The organism is Maribacter sp. ACAM166, assembly GCF_005771495.1.
Classification (GTDB): domain Bacteria; phylum Bacteroidota; class Bacteroidia; order Flavobacteriales; family Flavobacteriaceae; genus Maribacter.
In genome coordinates, this window is sequence record NZ_VAUW01000002.1 from 45,674 (window position 1) to 63,686 (window position 18,013).

Sequence of the window (18,013 nt, forward strand, 5' to 3'; positions counted from 1 at the left end):
CTAATTTTTATTTAGTTGCTTTCTTCTTGTTCGCAACTGTTTTACGCTTCCCTTTTCTAGTTCTAGAGTTATTCTTAGTACGTTGACCTCTTAAAGGCAAACCTGACCTATGACGTATACCTCTATAACATCCAATATCCATTAAACGCTTAATGTTCAATTGAGTTTCGGAACGTAATTCTCCTTCTATCACAAAACCAGATGCAGCTTCCCTGATACGACCTATTTCATCATCATTCCAATCAGAAACCTTTGTATCTTCACTAACCTGGGCTTTACTCAAAATTTCTTGAGCCCTACTTCTTCCTATTCCAAAAATGTAGGTTAAGGCAATTACGCCTCTCTTCTGTTTTGGTATATCAATACCTGCGATTCTTGCCATAATTACCCTTGTCTTTGTTTAAATCTAGGATTCTTTTTGTTGATTACGTACAACCTGCCTTTTCTGCGAACAATCTTGCAGTCGGCACTTCTTTTTTTAACTGATGCTCTTACTTTCATCTTGTATCTTAGTATCTATATGTAATTCTTGCTTTCGTAAGGTCATACGGACTCATTTCCAGTTTAACCTTATCTCCAGGTAATAATTTAATGTAGTGCATACGCATCTTACCTGAAATATGTGCTGTTACTACATGCCCATTCTCTAATTCCACCCGAAACATTGCATTTGACAATGCTTCTATGATAGACCCATCTTGTTCTATTGCTGCCTGCTTAGCCATAAATTATGCTACTTTTCTATTTTTACCGCTTTTCATTAAACCATCATAATGCCTATTCAACAAATAAGAATTTACCTGTTGCACAGTATCAATGGCTACACCTACCATAATTAACAACGATGTACCTCCATAAAACAAGGCCCATCCAGCCTGAACATCCATCAACTTAACTACAATAGCTGGCAAAATAGCGAGCAAAGCTAAGAAAATTGATCCAGGTAATGTTATTAATGACATAATCTTATCTAAAAAATCCCCAGTTTCTTTCCCTGGACGAACTCCCGGTATAAAACCTCCGCTTCTTTTAAGGTCATCTGCCATTTTATTAGTTGGAACAGTGATTGCTGTATAAAAATAAGTGAAGATGATAATCAATAAGGCAAATAGTAAATTATACGCCCAGCCAAAAATATCGCTAAACTGAACCTGCATCCATTGACCGAATGCTGTATCATCAAAAGCACCACCAATCATTCCAGGAACAAACATTATAGCTTGGGCAAAAATAATTGGCATTACACCAGAAGCATTTAACTTCAACGGTATATATTGTCTAGACCCCATGATGTTCTTTTCATAACCACCAGAAGCTGTACGTCTTGCATATTGAACAGGTATCTGTCGTGTTGCCATAACCAAAAGGATACAAGCCAATATCACTAAGAACCAAATAATCACTTCAATAAGGATAAACATTAGACCTCCATTGTTATCGGTAGTTCTTGAAATAAATTCTTGAACAAAAGATTGCGGCATTGTTGCGATTATTCCAATCATAATCAACAAAGAAATACCATTGCCAATACCTTTATCAGTGATTTTTTCACCGAGCCACATTGCAAAAACAGTACCGGTCACCAATATAATTACGGCAGGAACCATGAAATCCAATCCTTTACCCAATATAAAAGCACTATCTCTTACACCAAAAGCCTCTAAACCATACAAGTAAGCTGGAGCTTGAACTATACAAATACCAATTGTTAACCATCTAGTAATTTGATTTATAGTTTTACGCCCGCTTTCTCCTTCTTTCTGTAATTTTTGAAGGTATGGTATTGCAATACCCATTAATTGCACTACAATTGAAGCAGAAATATAAGGCATAATACCTAATGCAAAAACAGAGGCATTTGCAAACGCCCCACCCGTAAATGCATTTAAAAGACCAAAAATACCTTGGTCGGTACTATCAGCCAATCCACCTAACTGAGTTGAATCTATACCTGGAAGTACAATTTGGCAACCAAAACGGTAAACCAACAAAAGACCCAAAGTAATAAGAATTCTATTCCTTAGCTCTTCTATCTTCCAAATATTGGATAATGTATCAATAAATTTCTTCATGCTCTCGTTTATGCTTACAAACTTATTGCTTCACCACCTGCTGCCTCAATAGCTGCTTTGGCAGAAGCTGTAAATTTATGTACTGAAATTTTTAGTGGTGACTTCAACTCACCATTGCCTAAAATTTTCACTAAATCATTTTTACCAACCAACCCATTTTCAATCAAAAGGTCTAAAGAAACTTCATTTGAAATAACCTTATTATCAACTAGCTCCTGTAGCTTTTCAATATTGATACCTTTATAATCCTTACGATTTATATTGGTGAAACCAAATTTAGGAACACGGCGTTGCAAAGGCATTTGACCACCTTCGAACCCTATTTTCTTCGAATATCCAGATCTTGATTTTGCTCCATTATGTCCTCTTGCAGCAGTTCCTCCTTTTCCAGAACCTTGACCTCTTCCAAGACGCTTACCGTCTCTATTCACTGAACCTTCTGCAGGCTGTAGATTATGTAAACCCATTATATTCTTTCTTTAAGCTTCCTCTGTGGAAACTAAATGTTTAACTTTATTTATCATTCCAAGAATGTTAGGAGTATTGTTATGTTCTACTACCTGTCCAATTCTTTTTAAACCAAGAGCCTCAAGTGTTCTTTTCTGATTTTGAGGTTTCTTAATTCCACTTTTCAATTGTGTAACTTTAATTTTTGCCATAATTCTGTTCTTAGCCTTTAAATACTTTTTCTAAAGAAACACCTCTTTGCTTTGCAATTGTTTTTGCATCCCTAAGTTGTAAAAGAGCATCAAAAGTTGCCTTTACAACATTATGTGGATTTGAAGAACCTTGTGATTTAGAAAGTACATCTTGCACTCCTACAGATTCTAAAACCGATCTAACAGCACCACCAGCAATAACACCGGTACCATGGGAAGCAGGTTGAATGTACACCCTTGCTCCACCAAATTTACCTTTTTGTTCGTGCGGAAGAGTTCCCTTATTCAAAGGAATTCGAACTAAATTCTTTTTACCATCTTCAATTGCCTTTGCAATTGCAGTAGCAACTTCCTTTGATTTACCTAAACCGTGACCAACAACGCCATTTTCATCACCAACAACAACAATAGCAGAAAAACCAAATGCTCTACCACCTTTTGTTACTTTGGTTACGCGTTGAATACCAACTAATTTATCTTTTAAATCTAAACCACCAGGTTTAACAGTTTCTACGTTTTTATATTTTTGGAACATACTAGTTTATTAGAATTTTAATCCTGCTTCTCTTGCACCATCTGCTAAAGATTTCACTCTTCCATGATACAAATTTCCTCCTCTATCAAATGCAACTTTATCTAAACCTGCTTTAACAGATTTTTCTGCAATTGTCTTACCAACTAAAGCCGCAATCTCTGTTTTATTTCCTTTTACTTTTGCGATATCCTTATCTCTTGAACAAGCTGATACTAAAGTAACTCCGCTAACGTCATCTATAACCTGTGCGTAAATCCCACTATTACTTCTAAAAACAGATAACCTTGGTTTTGCTGCAGTTCCTGAAGAAACCTTACGAATTCTACGTCGGATTCTAATTTTTCTTTGTGTTTTTGATAATCCCATAATACACTTATATTAAGCTGACTTACCAGCTTTTCTTCTTAATATTTCACCTACAAACTTAATACCTTTTCCTTTGTACGGTTCAGGTCTACGGAATGATCTAATCTTTGCAGCAATATGACCTACCAATTGTTTGTCATGAGATGTTAGCTTTACTATAGGGTTCTTACCTTTTACAGAAATTGTTTCCACTTTAACCTCAGAGGCTAAATTAAAAACAATATTATGTGAAAACCCTAAAGCTAACTCAAGTTTTTGACCTTGATTAATAGCCCTATAGCCTACCCCTACTAATTCTAACTCTTTGGTCCATCCTTTCGAAACACCTTCAACCATGTTAACTATAAGAGACCTATATAAACCGTGTTTTGCTTTATGCTCATTAGAATCCGATGGTCTTGTCACCCAAGCCTGCTCGTCTTCTATTTTAATCGCTACACCAGAAAACTCTTGAGTCAATTCCCCTAACTTTCCTTTTACGGAAATGATATTGTCACTGATTTCAATTGTAACTCCTTCAGGAATTGCGATTGGATTATTACCTATTCTAGACATTTTCTAATTCTTTAATCAATTAATAAACGTAGCACAAAACTTCACCACCAACTTTTTCTGCCTTTGCTTGCTTACTAGTCATTACACCATGCGATGTAGACACAATAGCAATACCCAAACCATTCAATACACGTGGCAAATCTTCATTACCTGTATATTTTCTAAGGCCAGGCTTACTTATACGCTGTATTTTCTTGATAACAGGCTCCTTTGTAAGCTTGTCATACTTCAAAGCTATCTTAATAGAACCTTGAACCTTATTGTCTTCAAATTTATAACTTAAAATATACCCTTGATCGAATAATATTTTAGTTATCTCTTTTTTTAGATTTGACGCAGGAATTTCAACAACCCTGTGACCCGCTCTACTTGCGTTTCTAACTCTCGTTAGGTAATCTGCTATAGTATCTGTTACCATTTATATATAATTCGGTGACGGTTTTTAACTTTTAGCTAAACCTGAGACCATTAAAAATTCAATTTTTTACCAACTCGCTTTTCTAACACCTGGTATTAACCCTGCGTTCGCCATCTCTCTAAACGTTACCCTAGAAATACCAAAAGTTCTCATGTAACCTTTAGGTCTTCCAGTAAGTTTACATCTATTATGTAAACGAACAGGAGATGCATTTTTAGGCAATTTCTGCAAGCCCTCATAATCTCCGGCTTCTTTCAAAGCCTTACGTCTTTCAGCATAAATTGCTACAGTTCTTTCCCTTTTTCTTTCTCGGGCTTTCATTGATTCCTTAGCCATACTAGTTCTTTTTAAAAGGTAAACCTAATTCCGTTAATAATGATTTTGCTTCTTTATCAGTTTCTGCTGAAGTTACAAAAGTAATATCCATACCGTTAATTCTATTAATTTTATCAATATTAACTTCAGGAAATATAATTTGCTCTGTTACTCCCAAATTGTAATTTCCGCGACCATCAAAACCAGTAGCCTTAATGCCTTGAAAATCACGTACTCGTGGTAAAGCAGAAGTAACCAAACGATCTAAAAATTCATACATACGCTCCCCTCTAAGGGTTACTTTTGCACCAATTGGCATACCTTTTCTTAACTTAAAGGCAGCAACATCTTTTTTAGATAACGTAGGGACTGCTTTTTGACCGGTAATCATCGTCATTTCATCAAGCGCATGATCAATAAGCTTTTTGTCAGCGACAGCAGCACCTACTCCTCTACTCATCACTATTTTCTCTAACTTAGGAACCTGCATTACATTACTGTAACCAAATTCTTCCGTAAGTGCAGTAACGATCCGCTCTTTATACTCTTTCTTTAATCTTGTAACGTATGCCATAACTAAATTACTTCTTTGGATTTTTTGGAAACCCTAACTTTTTTACCATCCTTTACCTCGTACCCAACTCTTGTATTATCTCCGGATTTAACGTCGATTAAAGATAGGTTAGAGATATCGATTAAAGCTTCTTTTTTTACAATACCACCTTGAGGATTTTTTGCACTTGGCTTCTCATGTTTAGATACCATATTAGCACCTTCAACAATGGCTTTATTCTTTTCAAGATTAACACGCATTACCTTACCCTCAGTTCCCTTATGGTCACCAGCGATAATTCTTACTGTATCTCCTGTTTTTATCTTTAACTTTTTCATCTTGTCGTTATATTATAATACCTCTGGGGCTAATGATACAATCTTCATGAATTGCTTATCCCTAAGCTCCCTTGCGACGGGCCCAAAAACACGGGTTCCCCTCATTTCACCGGTAGGATTCAATAAAACACAAGCATTGTCGTCAAATCTAATATATGACCCATCAGGTCTTCTGATTTCCTTTTTAGTACGTACAACGACAGCAGTTGAAACCGCTCCCTTTTTGATACCTCCGTTAGGAGCCGCATCTTTAACAGTAACAACAATCTTGTCACCTATAGATGCATATCTTCTTTTGGTACCACCAAGAACACGGATAGTCAATACTTCCTTTGCTCCTGTGTTATCCGCTACCTTTAATCTAGATTCTTGCTGTAACATAACTTATTTAGCTCTTTCTAAGATTTCTACTAATCTCCAACATTTGGTTTTACTCATAGGACGAGTCTCCATGATTTTTACTTTATCACCAATATTGCAATCGTTTTTTTCGTCATGCGCAACATACTTCTTTGTCTTCAAAACGAATTTACCGTACATAGGATGCTTTACTCTATTCACCTCGGCAACAACAATAGATTTCTCCATTTTATTACTTGTGACAACTCCTACTCTCTCTTTTCTTAAGTTTCTTTTCTCCATAAAGCCGAACCAATTATTGGTTTTCCCTATTAGTTAATTCAGTGGCTAATCTTGCTACCGTTCTCCTTACTTTTCTAATCTGAAGTGGATTTTCTAACGGAGTTACAAAATGTGCCATTTTCAAATCATCATGCTGCTTTTTGTACTCGGCAAATTTATCCGTAAGTCCTTCGACAGACAATTCCTTAATCTCTTGTTTTTTCATTATTCCTTACGTTTAATTTTTGGCCTCGTAATCTCGAGCTACAATAAATTTTGTTTTAACAGGAAGTTTTTGCGCCGCTAATCTTAAAGCTTCTTTTGCTACTTCCATTGGAACACCAGCTACTTCGAACATTATTCTGCCTGGCTTAACCACGGCTACGAAATACTCGGGAGCACCTTTACCTTTACCCATACGAACCTCTAAAGGTTTCTTAGTAATAGGCTTATCTGGAAATATTTTTATCCACAACTGGCCTTCCCTCTTCATAAATCTTGTTGCAGCAATACGAGCAGCCTCTATTTGGCGTGAAGTCAAGAATGTTGCATCATCAACATTCTTTATACCGAACATACCATTTGAAAGTTGGTGTCCTCTTCCTGCTAGACCTTTCATACGGCCTTTCTGCATTTTACGGAACTTCGTTCTTTTCGGTTGTAACATTACTTTAGTTCTTTAAAAAATTACTTTCTACGACGTTGTTTTCTACCACCTTCTTGCTTACCTCCTTTAGAAGAATCCCCTTTTTGCATTCCTACCAAAGGTGATAAATCTCTTTTACCATAAACCTCACCTTTCATAATCCAAACTTTAATTCCAAGTTTACCATATGTTGTTTGAGCTTCCTGTATAGCATAATCGATATCAGCTCTAAAAGTGGACAATGGTATTCTACCATCTTTATAAGTCTCAGAGCGCGCCATTTCAGCACCGTTCAATCTACCAGAGATTTGAATCTTAATACCTTCAGCATTCATACGCATTGCCGCAGTGACTGCCATTTTAATAGCTCTTCTAAAAGAAATTCTACTTTCTATCTGACGAGCAACACTTGCACCAACCAAATTCGCATCGAGCTCAGGTCTTTTTATTTCAAAGATGTTAATTTGAACCTCCTTATTGGTGATTTTCTTTAACTCTTCTTTTAACTTATCTACTTCCTGACCACCTTTACCAATAATAATACCTGGCCTAGCAGTGGTTACAGTTACAGTTATCAATTTAAGTGTTCGTTCTATAATAACTCTAGAAACACTAGCTTTAGAAAGTCTGGCGTGAATATACTTTCGTATTTTATCATCCTCAGCCAATTTATCCCCATAATCGTTTCCACCGTACCAGTTAGACTCCCAACCTCTGATGATTCCTAAACGATTTCCTATTGGATTTGTTTTCTGTCCCATTCTAGTTTTCTGTTATATTTTTAGACCCTAAAACCAAAGTTACATGGTTTGAACGTTTTCTAATTCTATGCGCTCTACCCTGTGGAGCAGGACGCAATCTTTTTAACATTGCACCACCATCAACTCTAATTTCAGCAACAACCAAATCTGCATCTTCTAAATTTGCATCTTCATTCTTCGTTTGCCAATTAGTTAAAGCAGACAATAGCAACTTTTCCAACTTTCTAGAGGCCTCCTTTGAATTGAACCTCAATATCGCTAAAGCTTTTTCTACTTTCTCCCCCCTAATCAAGTCAGCAACAAGTCGCATTTTTCTTGGCGAAGTAGGACAATTATTTAACTTAGCGAAGGCTACCTTCTTTTTCTCAGCCTTTATTCTTTCGGCCATCTGTTTTTTACGAACTCCCATAGCTTACTTTTTTCCTTTGTTTTTCGCACCTATATGACCCCTAAAAGATCTAGTTGGTGAAAATTCTCCAAGTTTATGTCCAACCATATTTTCGGTTACAAAAACTGGTACAAATTGTTTTCCGTTGTGAACCGCTATAGTCATTCCTACAAAATCAGGAGTTATCATAGATGCCCTTGACCAAGTTTTGATTACGGATTTCTTACCGGATGATGCACTCTGTTGGATTTTTTTCTCCAAACTATAGTGAACGTATGGTCCTTTTTTTAGTGAACGTGCCATTTCTTTCTACTTTTTTATTTCTTTCTACGTTCTATTATATACTTATTGGTGCTCTTGGTCTTAGAACGAGTCCTGAATCCTTTCGCAGGTATACCATTTCTCGATCTTGGATGACCACCAGAAGCTCTACCTTCACCACCACCCATTGGGTGATCGACAGGGTTCATTGCTACTGGTCTTGTTCTAGGTCTTCTACCCAACCATCTACTTCTACCAGCTTTACCAGAAACCAATAATTGATGATCAGAATTCGATATAGCTCCTATAGTTGCTAAACAACCTGAAAGCACTAACCTTGTTTCCCCAGACGGCATCTTAACAGTAACAAACTTACCATCTTTAGCCATTAACTGAGCGAACGTACCAGCACTTCTTGCCATTACAGCGCCTTGCCCTGGTCTTAATTCAATACACGATATAATAGTTCCCAAAGGAACCTCACTCAAAGGCATCGCATTACCTATCTCGGTAGCTATAGCGCTTCCAGAGACAACTTGCTGATCAACTTGTAACCCATTTTGAGCAATAACATATCGCTTTTCACCATCAGCATACTCTAAAAGAGCAATAAATGCTGTTCTGTTTGGATCGTATTCAATAGATTTTACAGTTCCAAGCACACCTTGCTTATCTCTTTTAAAATCTATTACACGATACCTTCTCTTATGACCTCCACCTTTTTGGCGTATTGTCATCTTTCCCTGACTGTTTCTGCCTCCCGACTTTTTTAACGGAGCAAGCAAGCTTTTTTCCGGCTTATCAGCAGTAATGGCGTCAAATCCGTTTACTACTCTAAAACGCTGTCCAGGAGTGATTGGTTTTAATTTTCTAATTGACATTTCTTGTCTTTATAGATTACTGTAAAAATCGATGATATCACCTTCAACAACATCAACAATTGCTTTTTTAATAGCATTTGTCTTACCATGCTGCACCCCAGTTTTTGTAAATCTGGATTTTCTGGTGGGTCCGTAATTCATAGTACGAACCTTTTTAACTGAAACACCATAAGTAGCCTCAACTGCATCTTTAATCTGCAACTTGTTGGCCTTAGGGTTAACTACGAAACCATATCGGTTATTCAACTCGCTATCAGCAGTCATTTTCTCCGTTATAATTGGTTTTATCAACACACTCATGCTATTATTGTTTATTTAAATTCGATTCGATTCCTTCTAGAGAGCCTTCCAACAATACAACGCTATTTGCATTAAGTATTTTGTAAGTGCTTAATTCTGAGTTAGTTATAACCTCAGACCCTTTGAAATTACGCGAAGACAAATATACACCTTTATTTGAATCACCCAACACAATTAAAGATTTTTTGTTTTCAAGACCGAAAGTCTTTAAAACTCCAATAAAATCTTTAGTGTTTGGAGTATCAAAATCAAAATCTTCAACTACTATAATTGCATTTTCTTTTGACTTCAAAGTAAGTGCAGATTTTCTAGCCAAACGCTTCAAATTCTTATTCAATTTTTGGCTATAATCTTTAGGTCTAGGTCCAAATATTCTACCACCACCTCTAAAGATTGGTGATTTAATACTACCAGCTCTTGCTGTACCCGTACCCTTTTGTTTTTTAATCTTTCTAGTACTTCCCGCAATTTCGGCCCTTTCTTTAGCCTTGTGCGTTCCCTGTCTTTGGTGTGCCAAATATTGCTTAACATCCAAATAAACCGCGTGATCGTTAGGCTCTATAGCGAAAACATCATCAGAAAGGTTTGCCTTTCTACCTGTGTCTTTTCCTTTAATATCTAAAACTGCTATTTTCATTACATCCACCTTTGTATAGTTACATAAGCATTCTTATGGCCCGGAACACAACCTTTTACTACTAAAAGATTCTTTTCTGGAACTACTTTTAAAACTCTAAGATTCTGAACCGTAACACGATCCGTCCCCATTCTACCAGCCATCTTCATGCCCTTAAATACCCTTGCCGGATACGATGCCGCACCAATAGAGCCAGGAGCTCTAAGTCTATTGTGCTGACCATGTGTTGCTTGACCAACCCCAGCAAAACCGTGACGCTTTACAACACCTTGAAAACCTTTACCCTTAGAAGTTCCAATAACATCTACGAATTCACCTTCAACAAAAACATCAACACCTACGGTGTCACCCAATTTAAACTCACCTTCAAAATCTTGGAACTCAACGACTTTTTTCTTAGGAGAAGCACCTGCTTTTTTAAAATGGCCTAACTCAGCCTTATTAGCACGACTTTCTGCCTTGTCATCGAAACCAAGTTGAAGGGCACTGTACCCGTCGACCTCTTCGGTTCTGACTTGGGTAACTACACATGGTCCAGCTTGAATAACGGTACATGGGATATTCTTTCCATTCTCGTCAAAAATACTGGTCATGCCTACTTTCTTTCCTATTAACCCAGACATATTTATTTGTATTAATTATTACTTATTAAATTCTTTTCAAAAAAATAGGGCCAAATAATTTAACCCTAAATTATTTATTCCGTTTTTCCTTAGCGCGCAGCTTAGGACATGTAGCCTATTCCATAAAAGAATAAACAAATGTAATTACACCTTAATCTCAACTTCAACACCACTAGGAAGTTCTAACTTCATAAGTGCATCAATTGTTTTAGATGAAGAACTATATATATCCAACAACCTCTTATACGAACTTAATTGAAATTGTTCTCTTGATTTCTTATTCACGTGAGGTGAACGCAAAACCGTAAATATCTTTTTATGCGTTGGTAAAGGAATTGGTCCTGTAACAACAGCACCGGTAGTCTTTACCGTTTTTACAATCTTCTCAGCAGATTTATCCACCAAATTGTGATCGTAGGATTTTAGTTTAATTCTTATTTTTTGACTCATGTCCTAAATTTATGCTGTTATTCCTTTTGCTGCCTTGATAACTACTTCTGATATATTAGAAGGAGTCTCGGCATAATGTGAAAATTCCATTGTTGAGGTTGCACGTCCAGAAGACAATGTTCTTAGCGACGTAACATATCCAAACATTTCAGATAATGGCACAGTACCTTTTACAACTTTAGCACCAGCCCTATCACTCATGTCACCAATAGTACCTCTTCGTCTGTTCAAATCCCCTACGATATCACCCATATTCTCTTCTGGAGTAATAACCTCTAATTTCATTATTGGCTCCATAATTACAGCGCCGGAAGCTTTACCTGCAGCTTTATAACCCATTTTCGCCGCCAATTCAAAAGAAATAGCATCAGAATCCACAGCATGAAAAGAACCATCCTTAAGAACAATTTTCATTGTATCCATTTCATATCCAGCCAAAGGTCCATTTTGCATTGCAGTTTTAAACCCTTTTTCAATAGATGGTATAAATTCTTTTGGAATACGACCACCTTTTATCTGATCTACAAACTGAAGTCCATCTCCTTCAAAATCTTCATCCACAGGACCCATTTCAAATACAATGTCCCCAAATTTACCACGACCACCAGATTGCTTTTTATAGGTCTCCCTATGTGCCGCAGTCTTAGTTAATGATTCCTTATACTCCACTTGAGGTTCTCCTTGGTTTACTTCAACCTTAAATTCCCTTCTTAAACGATCCACAATTATATCTAAATGAAGTTCGCCCATTCCAGAAATAATTGTCTGCCCTGAAGCTTCATCGGTCTTAACTTGAAAAGTAGGATCCTCTTCGGTCAATTTAGACAAGGCCATACCCAATTTATCAACATCTGCCTTAGTCTTAGGCTCAACAGCTATACCTATTACTGGTTCAGGAAAATTCATGCTTTCCAAAACAATTGGATGCTTTTCATCAGACAAAGTATCACCAGTTTTGATGTCTTTAAATCCAACTGCCGCTCCAATATCACCAGCCTCGATATAATCGATGGCATTCTGCTTATTAGAGTGCATCTGATAAATTCGAGAGATACGCTCCTTTTTACCTGAACGGTTATTCAAAATATAAGAACCTGCATCTAAACGACCTGAATATGTTCTAAAAAAGGCTAATCGACCCACGAATGGATCCGTTGCAATTTTAAAAGCTAAAGCAGCAAAAGGCTCCTTTACATTAGGTCTACGTTTTTCAACAGCTCCAGTATCTGGATTGGTTCCTTCTATCGCCTCTTTATCCATTGGCGAAGGCAAGTATCTACAAACTGCATCCAATAAAAACTGAACCCCCTTATTCTTAAAGGAAGAACCACAAATCATAGGTATAATTGCACGATCCATAACAGCAGCTCTTAAAGCCGCATGCACTTCATCTTCCGATATAGAATCTTCGTCTTCGAAGAATTTCTCCATCAATTCCTCATCATATTCCGCAACAGCTTCAATCAAGGCAGCTCTATACTCCTTAACCTCAGCCTTCATTTCTTCTGGTATATCAACTACATCAAAAGTTGCTCCGAAACCTTCATCATGCCATACAATTGCTCTGTTCTTCGCCAAATCAACGATACCTCTAAAATCAGATTCATCACCAATTGGTAATACAATAGGAACTGCATTAGAACCAAGCATTTCTTTAACCTGCTTACACACCATAAGAAAGTTTGAACCTTGACGATCCATCTTATTCACAAATCCAATTCTTGGAACCTTATAGTTATCAGCTAATCTCCAGTTAGTCTCAGATTGTGGCTCAACACCATCAACCGCGCTAAAAAGGAAAACCAAACCATCCAAAACACGTAATGAACGATTCACCTCTACAGTAAAATCAACATGTCCTGGAGTATCAATAATATTAAAATGATAATCCATTGCTTCAGCAGTAGGCTCACCATTCTCTTTCGGGAATTTCCATTCACAGGTAGTTGCTGCAGAAGTAATAGTTATACCTCTCTCCTGTTCCTGCTCCATCCAATCCATAGTGGCAGCACCATCATGAACCTCCCCTATTTTATGACTAACACCCGTATAAAAAAGTATACGCTCTGTTGTAGTGGTTTTACCAGCATCAATATGAGCCGCAATACCTATATTTCTTGTATATTTTAAATCTCTTGCCATTTCTGATTAGAATCTAAAGTGAGAGAATGCTTTGTTTGCTTCAGCCATTTTGTGTGTATCAGTTCTTTTCTTAACCGCCGCACCTTCTTCTTTGGCCGCTGCTAAAATTTCCCCTGCCAATTTCTGAGACATACCTTTCTCATTACGCTTTCTAGAATAACTAATCAACCACTTCATTGCTGTTGATATTTTTCTGTCTGGCCTAATCTGCATTGGAATCTGAAACGTAGCTCCACCTACTCTTCTACTTCTAACCTCTACATGAGGCATTACATTACTTAATGCATCTTTCCATAGCTCTAAAGCCGTTTTCTCCTCATCGGTCTTTTTAGCATCTACGATATCAATTGCATCGTAAAATACGCTAAATGCGACTGATTTTTTACCATCCCACATCATCATATTAACGAAACGTGTTACCAATTGATCGTGAAATCTTGGATCTGGTAAAAGTGGTCTTTTCTTTGCCTGTCTTTTTCTCATTACTTCCTTTTAAACAAGTTTAATTACTTCTTAGGTCTTTTTGCACCATACTTGGATCTACGTTGTGTTCTACCGGCCACACCTGCTGTGTCCAATGCACCACGTACAATATGATACCTAACCCCTGGTAAATCTTTAACTCTTCCGCCTCTTACTAATACTATCGAGTGCTCTTGTAAATTGTGTCCTTCTCCTGGAATGTAAGCGTTAACTTCTTTACCATTAGTTAACCGAACCCTTGCTACTTTTCTCATAGCTGAATTTGGTTTCTTTGGCGTTGTAGTATAAACACGTGTACAAACACCTCTTCTTTGAGGACACGAATCCAAAGCAGCCGATTTACTCTTCTTAGTAATCGTCTCTCTTCCTATTCGTACTAATTGTGATATTGTTGGCATACTATAATGATATATAAATTTACCCCTACTTTAAGGGTCGGCAAATGTAGTGATATTTCAGAATAATTCAAACCTTGGTCGATTTATTTTCGTTTTTTTTTCAACCCTTTCCAAAATACCCAAAGTAAGGCCTAAATAATTTGTTCTATAACTGTGTTCATCTAAAAAGACCTTCAACCTTAAAACTTTATGGAAAACGCCAGAAAAGGTATATTTCATTGATAAATTATTAAATTCACAATATTCGTATATTAAAATTATATAACTTAAAACAAGAACAGTGTTTTATCTGTAACTGACAATTCACAGGCACCTCCTTAAAATTTTATTAAAATTAACTTGCTTTATTAACTGTTTATTGTGAAGTTTGTACCTAGCTAATTCAAATAATTTAAAAATGAGAACAAAACTAAATGGATTGTTAACGCTACTTTTAGCGTTAGTTGTGCATATTTCTTTTGCACAACAAAAAACAGTATCCGGTACGGTTACTGATCAAGGAGGGCTTCCTTTGCCTGGAGTTAACATTGTAGTACAGGGTACCACGACCGGTACCCAAACAGATTTTGATGGAAATTATTCCATTGCTGCCTCTCAAGGGCAAACCTTACTAGTTACCTATATTGGTCAAAAAGCCGTCAGCAAATTAGTTGGTGCCGGTAATACGATTAATATACAAATGCAGGAAGATGCCCAGGCGTTAGAGGAAGTAATTGTTACTGCTCAAGGCATTAAAAGAGAGAAAAAATCTCTTGGTTATGCTGTATCTTCTGTAGGAGAAGAAGATTTAGAACAAAGAGCTGAAGGTGACGTTGGTAGAGTCCTTAACGGTAAAGCTTCTGGGGTGCTGATTAACGCATCTAGTGGTGTTTCAGGTTCTGCAACGAACATTATTATTCGTGGATTCACCTCTATTTCCGGTTCTAACCAACCTTTATTTATTGTAGATGGTGTTCCTTTTGCTTCTGATACGAACAATCAAGGTGATGCCATTGATGGTAATGTTGGTTCTAGTAGATTTTTGGATTTAGATCCAAACAACATTGCTAATGTAAACGTGTTAAAAGGTTTGGCTGCGGCTAACCTATATGGTACTGCTGGTAGAAACGGTGTAATATTAATTACTACCAAGGCTGGATCAACTGGATCAGGAAAGAGAAAATCAGAAATTACAGTTAGTTCTTCACTTTTCTTTAACCAAATTTCCACTTTACCTGATTACCAAAACCAATATGGTGGTGGATTTGATCAAGCTTATGGAGCTTTCTTTAGTAACTGGGGTCCTGATTTCAACATTGACAGCCCTAATAGCTTTGGATCTGTTTATGCAGGTACAACTTCTGATGGTACGCTTTTAATCAATCATCCTTATTCGGTAAATGCCGGTGTAAGTGCAGCTTTTCCGGAATTTCAAGGTGCTTCTTACGAATTTAAACCATATCAAGGTGTTCAGGATTTCTTCCGTACAGGTACTGTTACTAACAATTCTGTGAATGCATCAGGAAGTTCAGAGGATGGAAAAATATCTTACAACGCTAGTGTTGGTAATTTAAGGGATGAAGGATTTACCCCTGGAAACAAACTACAACGGACTACTATAAGTGTTGGTGGTAAAGCTGAATTAAGTAATAGGTTTACCGTTAATGGAACGATGAACTTCACGAAGAGTGATGTAAAATCACCGCCAATTGCTGCGAGTTTAGGAAATGGTTCAACCGGTGATGGATCTTCTATCTTTGGTCATTTGTTCTTTACCCCTAGAAGTATCGATTTAATGGGTCTTCCTTTTCAAAGCCCTACGGATGGTAGAAGTGTATACTATAGAGGTGGTAATGATATTCAAAACCCTCGATGGACTGCAGCAAATGCATTCGCAAATCAAGTAACGAATAGAGTATTTGGTAGTACACAATTCACGTATAAAATAAGTGACAATATCAACGCATTCTGGAGAACAGGCTTAGATTTCTATACAGAACGTAACGAAATAGGTCAAAACAAAGGTGGAGCGGAAGGCTACATTCAAGGTAGGTACGAAACGTTTGATAATAAAAACACTATTTGGGATCATACGGTACAAATAAATGGTATGTGGCAATTATCTGAAAAGTTAGACATGAACGTCAACTTAGGTGCTACCTCTAGAAGAACAGAATTTTCTAGACAAGGGGTCACGAGTGATCAACAGTCTATATTCAATGTTTTTAAACATTATAATTTTGCTACACAAGCACCTATTCAATTTGATCAAGTTCAAAACATTATGGGGGTTTATGCCCAAGCAGAATTTGGATATGATAATTTTGCATATTTAACATTGGCTGCAAGAAATGATTGGGTTTCCAATTTTATTGAAAATTCAATAACGTACCCTTCTGCGAGTTTATCTATATTACCTACCGCTCTTATCGACGGTTTACAATCGCAAAACGGACTTAATTTCTTGAAATTAAGAGCTGGTTACGGTACCTCTGCAGGTTTCTTCGGCGGTTACCCAGTAGCGAATACTGCGACGTTAGATACTAGAGAATTTTTGAAAGACGGTACGTTAGTTTCCTCAATTACTGTGGATGATGAATTGGCAAATCCAGGTCTTAGCCCAGAATTGTTACGAGAAATTGAATTTGGTTTAGAGACAAGATTATTCGGAAACAGAGTATCCCTAGATCTTTCAGTCTATAAGAAAACTACAACCGATTTAATTTCAGAACAACCATTAGATCCATCATCTGGGTATACTACAACAGTTACCAATATTGGTGAGGTTCAAGTGAGAGGTATTGAAGCTGATTTAGGGGTGACCTTATTTCGTAACGATAACCCAGGAGGTTTCAACTGGAATTTAAACTCAAACTTTACTGCTGATGAATCTACCGTTATTGATTTAGGTCAAGACACAGATAACATTAACATAGGTGGCTTATTCTCTGACCTTTCAAACTTTGCTGTACCAAATAGACCTTTTGGTGTCATTCTTGGTAGTAGAGTGTTAAGAGATGATAATGGTAACCGAGTAGTTGCCAGTACAGGTAGTTTTGTTGAAGAAAATGGTTTATTTGAAATCGGTGATCCTAATGCCGATTGGAGACTTAACGTAAGTAATGGATTTTCCTTTAAAAACTTCTCATTCAACTTTGACATCTCCTACAGACATGGTGGTGATGTATACTCGAACACTATTTCTGCACTTGTAGGTAGAGGTTTAACGACAGACACGCAAGATCGTGTATCTACGTTTATCTTACCAGGTGTTAAAGCAGATGGTTCTGTAAATGACATTCAAATCAACAACTCTGATTATTATTTCAGTAACGTTGCTTTTGGACCTAGTGAATTACAGGTATATGATGGGAGTACACTTCGTTTAAGAGAACTTAGATTAGGATACTCTGTACCAAGCAAATCACTTGAGCAAACCCCATTCGGATCATTAAGCTTTACATTGAGTGGACAAAACCTTTGGTTTAAAGGTCTCAATACACCTGATGGAATTAATTTTGATCCAGAAAATCTTGGAGTTGGTGTAGGTAATGCCTTAGGGTTTGACTTTATCAACAGTCCAGGTTCTGTACGATACGGTATGTCAGTAAAAGCAACATTCTAAAAAATAA

General features: G+C 37.0%; 29 protein-coding genes. 1 reads left to right on the forward strand and 28 read right to left on the reverse strand.

Going from position 1 to position 18,013, the window contains the following annotated elements; translation table 11 throughout:
• Positions 1-7: 7 nt before the first annotated feature.
• From rpsM to rpsL, 28 genes are all read right to left on the reverse strand, one after another.
• The gene (rpsM, locus tag ES765_RS01555) at positions 8-382 is read right to left on the reverse strand and encodes a 30S ribosomal protein S13 (RefSeq protein ID WP_138110842.1); all 375 of its coding nucleotides are present in this window, start codon (positions 380-382) and stop codon (positions 8-10) included.
• A gap of 2 nt (positions 383-384) precedes the next feature.
• On the reverse strand, positions 385-501 hold the full coding sequence (gene ykgO, locus ES765_RS01560) for a type B 50S ribosomal protein L36 (RefSeq protein WP_013305171.1): 117 nt from the start codon (positions 499-501) through the stop codon (positions 385-387).
• A gap of 8 nt (positions 502-509) precedes the next feature.
• Entirely contained in the window at positions 510-725 is a 216-nt protein-coding gene (gene infA / locus ES765_RS01565; protein ID WP_013305172.1) for a translation initiation factor IF-1, read from the reverse strand.
• A gap of 3 nt (positions 726-728) precedes the next feature.
• Positions 729-2,072, reverse strand: a complete 1,344-nt coding sequence (gene secY, locus ES765_RS01570; RefSeq protein ID WP_138110843.1) for a preprotein translocase subunit SecY — start codon at positions 2,070-2,072, stop codon at positions 729-731.
• A gap of 14 nt (positions 2,073-2,086) precedes the next feature.
• Entirely contained in the window at positions 2,087-2,539 is a 453-nt protein-coding gene (gene rplO, locus ES765_RS01575; RefSeq protein WP_138110844.1) for a 50S ribosomal protein L15, read from the reverse strand.
• A gap of 12 nt (positions 2,540-2,551) precedes the next feature.
• Positions 2,552-2,731, reverse strand: a complete 180-nt coding sequence (gene rpmD, locus ES765_RS01580) for a 50S ribosomal protein L30 (RefSeq protein WP_138110845.1) — start codon at positions 2,729-2,731, stop codon at positions 2,552-2,554.
• 10 nt (positions 2,732-2,741) lie between these two features.
• A complete protein-coding gene (gene rpsE / locus ES765_RS01585; protein ID WP_138110846.1) occupies positions 2,742-3,266 on the reverse strand; it encodes a 30S ribosomal protein S5 in 525 nt (174 codons plus the stop codon).
• Between the two features lie 9 nt (positions 3,267-3,275).
• A complete protein-coding gene (rplR, locus tag ES765_RS01590) occupies positions 3,276-3,632 on the reverse strand; it encodes a 50S ribosomal protein L18 (RefSeq protein ID WP_138110847.1) in 357 nt (118 codons plus the stop codon).
• Between the two features lie 12 nt (positions 3,633-3,644).
• Positions 3,645-4,187 (reverse strand): 50S ribosomal protein L6, encoded by a 543-nt coding sequence (gene rplF / locus ES765_RS01595; protein ID WP_138110848.1) that lies wholly within the window; start codon positions 4,185-4,187, stop codon positions 3,645-3,647.
• Positions 4,188-4,206: 19 nt separating this feature from the next.
• A complete protein-coding gene (gene rpsH, locus ES765_RS01600; RefSeq protein ID WP_138110849.1) occupies positions 4,207-4,605 on the reverse strand; it encodes a 30S ribosomal protein S8 in 399 nt (132 codons plus the stop codon).
• A gap of 66 nt (positions 4,606-4,671) precedes the next feature.
• A complete protein-coding gene (gene rpsN / locus ES765_RS01605; RefSeq protein WP_138110850.1) occupies positions 4,672-4,941 on the reverse strand; it encodes a 30S ribosomal protein S14 in 270 nt (89 codons plus the stop codon).
• Between the two features lies 1 nt (position 4,942).
• A complete protein-coding gene (rplE, locus tag ES765_RS01610) occupies positions 4,943-5,494 on the reverse strand; it encodes a 50S ribosomal protein L5 (protein WP_138110851.1) in 552 nt (183 codons plus the stop codon).
• 2 nt (positions 5,495-5,496) lie between these two features.
• A complete protein-coding gene (rplX, locus tag ES765_RS01615) occupies positions 5,497-5,811 on the reverse strand; it encodes a 50S ribosomal protein L24 (protein ID WP_138110852.1) in 315 nt (104 codons plus the stop codon).
• A 12-nt stretch (positions 5,812-5,823) separates the two neighbouring features.
• A complete protein-coding gene (rplN, locus tag ES765_RS01620) occupies positions 5,824-6,192 on the reverse strand; it encodes a 50S ribosomal protein L14 (protein WP_138110853.1) in 369 nt (122 codons plus the stop codon).
• Positions 6,193-6,195: 3 nt separating this feature from the next.
• Entirely contained in the window at positions 6,196-6,453 is a 258-nt protein-coding gene (rpsQ, locus tag ES765_RS01625) for a 30S ribosomal protein S17 (RefSeq protein ID WP_138110854.1), read from the reverse strand.
• A gap of 13 nt (positions 6,454-6,466) precedes the next feature.
• Positions 6,467-6,658, reverse strand: a complete 192-nt coding sequence (gene rpmC / locus ES765_RS01630) for a 50S ribosomal protein L29 (protein WP_138110855.1) — start codon at positions 6,656-6,658, stop codon at positions 6,467-6,469.
• 12 nt (positions 6,659-6,670) lie between these two features.
• A complete protein-coding gene (rplP, locus tag ES765_RS01635; protein WP_138110856.1) occupies positions 6,671-7,099 on the reverse strand; it encodes a 50S ribosomal protein L16 in 429 nt (142 codons plus the stop codon).
• Between the two features lie 20 nt (positions 7,100-7,119).
• Complete coding sequence (gene rpsC / locus ES765_RS01640; RefSeq protein WP_138110857.1) at positions 7,120-7,839, reverse strand: 30S ribosomal protein S3; 720 nt, start codon at positions 7,837-7,839, stop codon at positions 7,120-7,122.
• A 1-nt stretch (position 7,840) separates the two neighbouring features.
• The gene (gene rplV, locus ES765_RS01645) at positions 7,841-8,248 is read right to left on the reverse strand and encodes a 50S ribosomal protein L22 (RefSeq protein ID WP_138110858.1); all 408 of its coding nucleotides are present in this window, start codon (positions 8,246-8,248) and stop codon (positions 7,841-7,843) included.
• A 3-nt stretch (positions 8,249-8,251) separates the two neighbouring features.
• Positions 8,252-8,530 carry a 30S ribosomal protein S19 gene (gene rpsS / locus ES765_RS01650; RefSeq protein ID WP_138110859.1) on the reverse strand — a complete coding sequence of 93 codons (279 nt, stop codon included), beginning with the start codon at positions 8,528-8,530 and terminating at the stop codon, positions 8,252-8,254.
• A 14-nt stretch (positions 8,531-8,544) separates the two neighbouring features.
• Entirely contained in the window at positions 8,545-9,369 is an 825-nt protein-coding gene (gene rplB, locus ES765_RS01655; protein ID WP_138110860.1) for a 50S ribosomal protein L2, read from the reverse strand.
• 9 nt (positions 9,370-9,378) lie between these two features.
• Entirely contained in the window at positions 9,379-9,669 is a 291-nt protein-coding gene (gene rplW, locus ES765_RS01660) for a 50S ribosomal protein L23 (protein WP_138110861.1), read from the reverse strand.
• Positions 9,670-9,673: 4 nt separating this feature from the next.
• Positions 9,674-10,306: a 50S ribosomal protein L4 gene (gene rplD / locus ES765_RS01665; RefSeq protein ID WP_138110862.1), complete on the reverse strand. Its 633-nt coding sequence runs from the start codon at positions 10,304-10,306 to the stop codon at positions 9,674-9,676.
• A complete protein-coding gene (gene rplC, locus ES765_RS01670) occupies positions 10,306-10,929 on the reverse strand; it encodes a 50S ribosomal protein L3 (protein ID WP_138110863.1) in 624 nt (207 codons plus the stop codon). Before rplC ends, rplD begins: the two co-directional genes overlap by 1 nt.
• Before the next feature lie 144 nt (positions 10,930-11,073).
• Entirely contained in the window at positions 11,074-11,379 is a 306-nt protein-coding gene (gene rpsJ / locus ES765_RS01675) for a 30S ribosomal protein S10 (protein WP_007094989.1), read from the reverse strand.
• Between the two features lie 9 nt (positions 11,380-11,388).
• The gene (gene fusA, locus ES765_RS01680; RefSeq protein WP_138110864.1) at positions 11,389-13,521 is read right to left on the reverse strand and encodes an elongation factor G; all 2,133 of its coding nucleotides are present in this window, start codon (positions 13,519-13,521) and stop codon (positions 11,389-11,391) included.
• Positions 13,522-13,527: 6 nt separating this feature from the next.
• A complete protein-coding gene (gene rpsG / locus ES765_RS01685; RefSeq protein WP_138110865.1) occupies positions 13,528-14,004 on the reverse strand; it encodes a 30S ribosomal protein S7 in 477 nt (158 codons plus the stop codon).
• Positions 14,005-14,027: 23 nt separating this feature from the next.
• Positions 14,028-14,402, reverse strand: coding sequence for a 30S ribosomal protein S12 (gene rpsL / locus ES765_RS01690; protein WP_036152127.1), 375 nt, complete (start codon positions 14,400-14,402; stop codon positions 14,028-14,030).
• 397 nt (positions 14,403-14,799) lie between these two features.
• Between rpsL and ES765_RS01695 the strand changes: the two genes are divergently transcribed.
• On the forward strand, positions 14,800-18,006 hold the full coding sequence (locus ES765_RS01695; RefSeq protein WP_138110866.1) for a SusC/RagA family TonB-linked outer membrane protein: 3,207 nt from the start codon (positions 14,800-14,802) through the stop codon (positions 18,004-18,006).
• Positions 18,007-18,013: the final 7 nt, after the last annotated feature.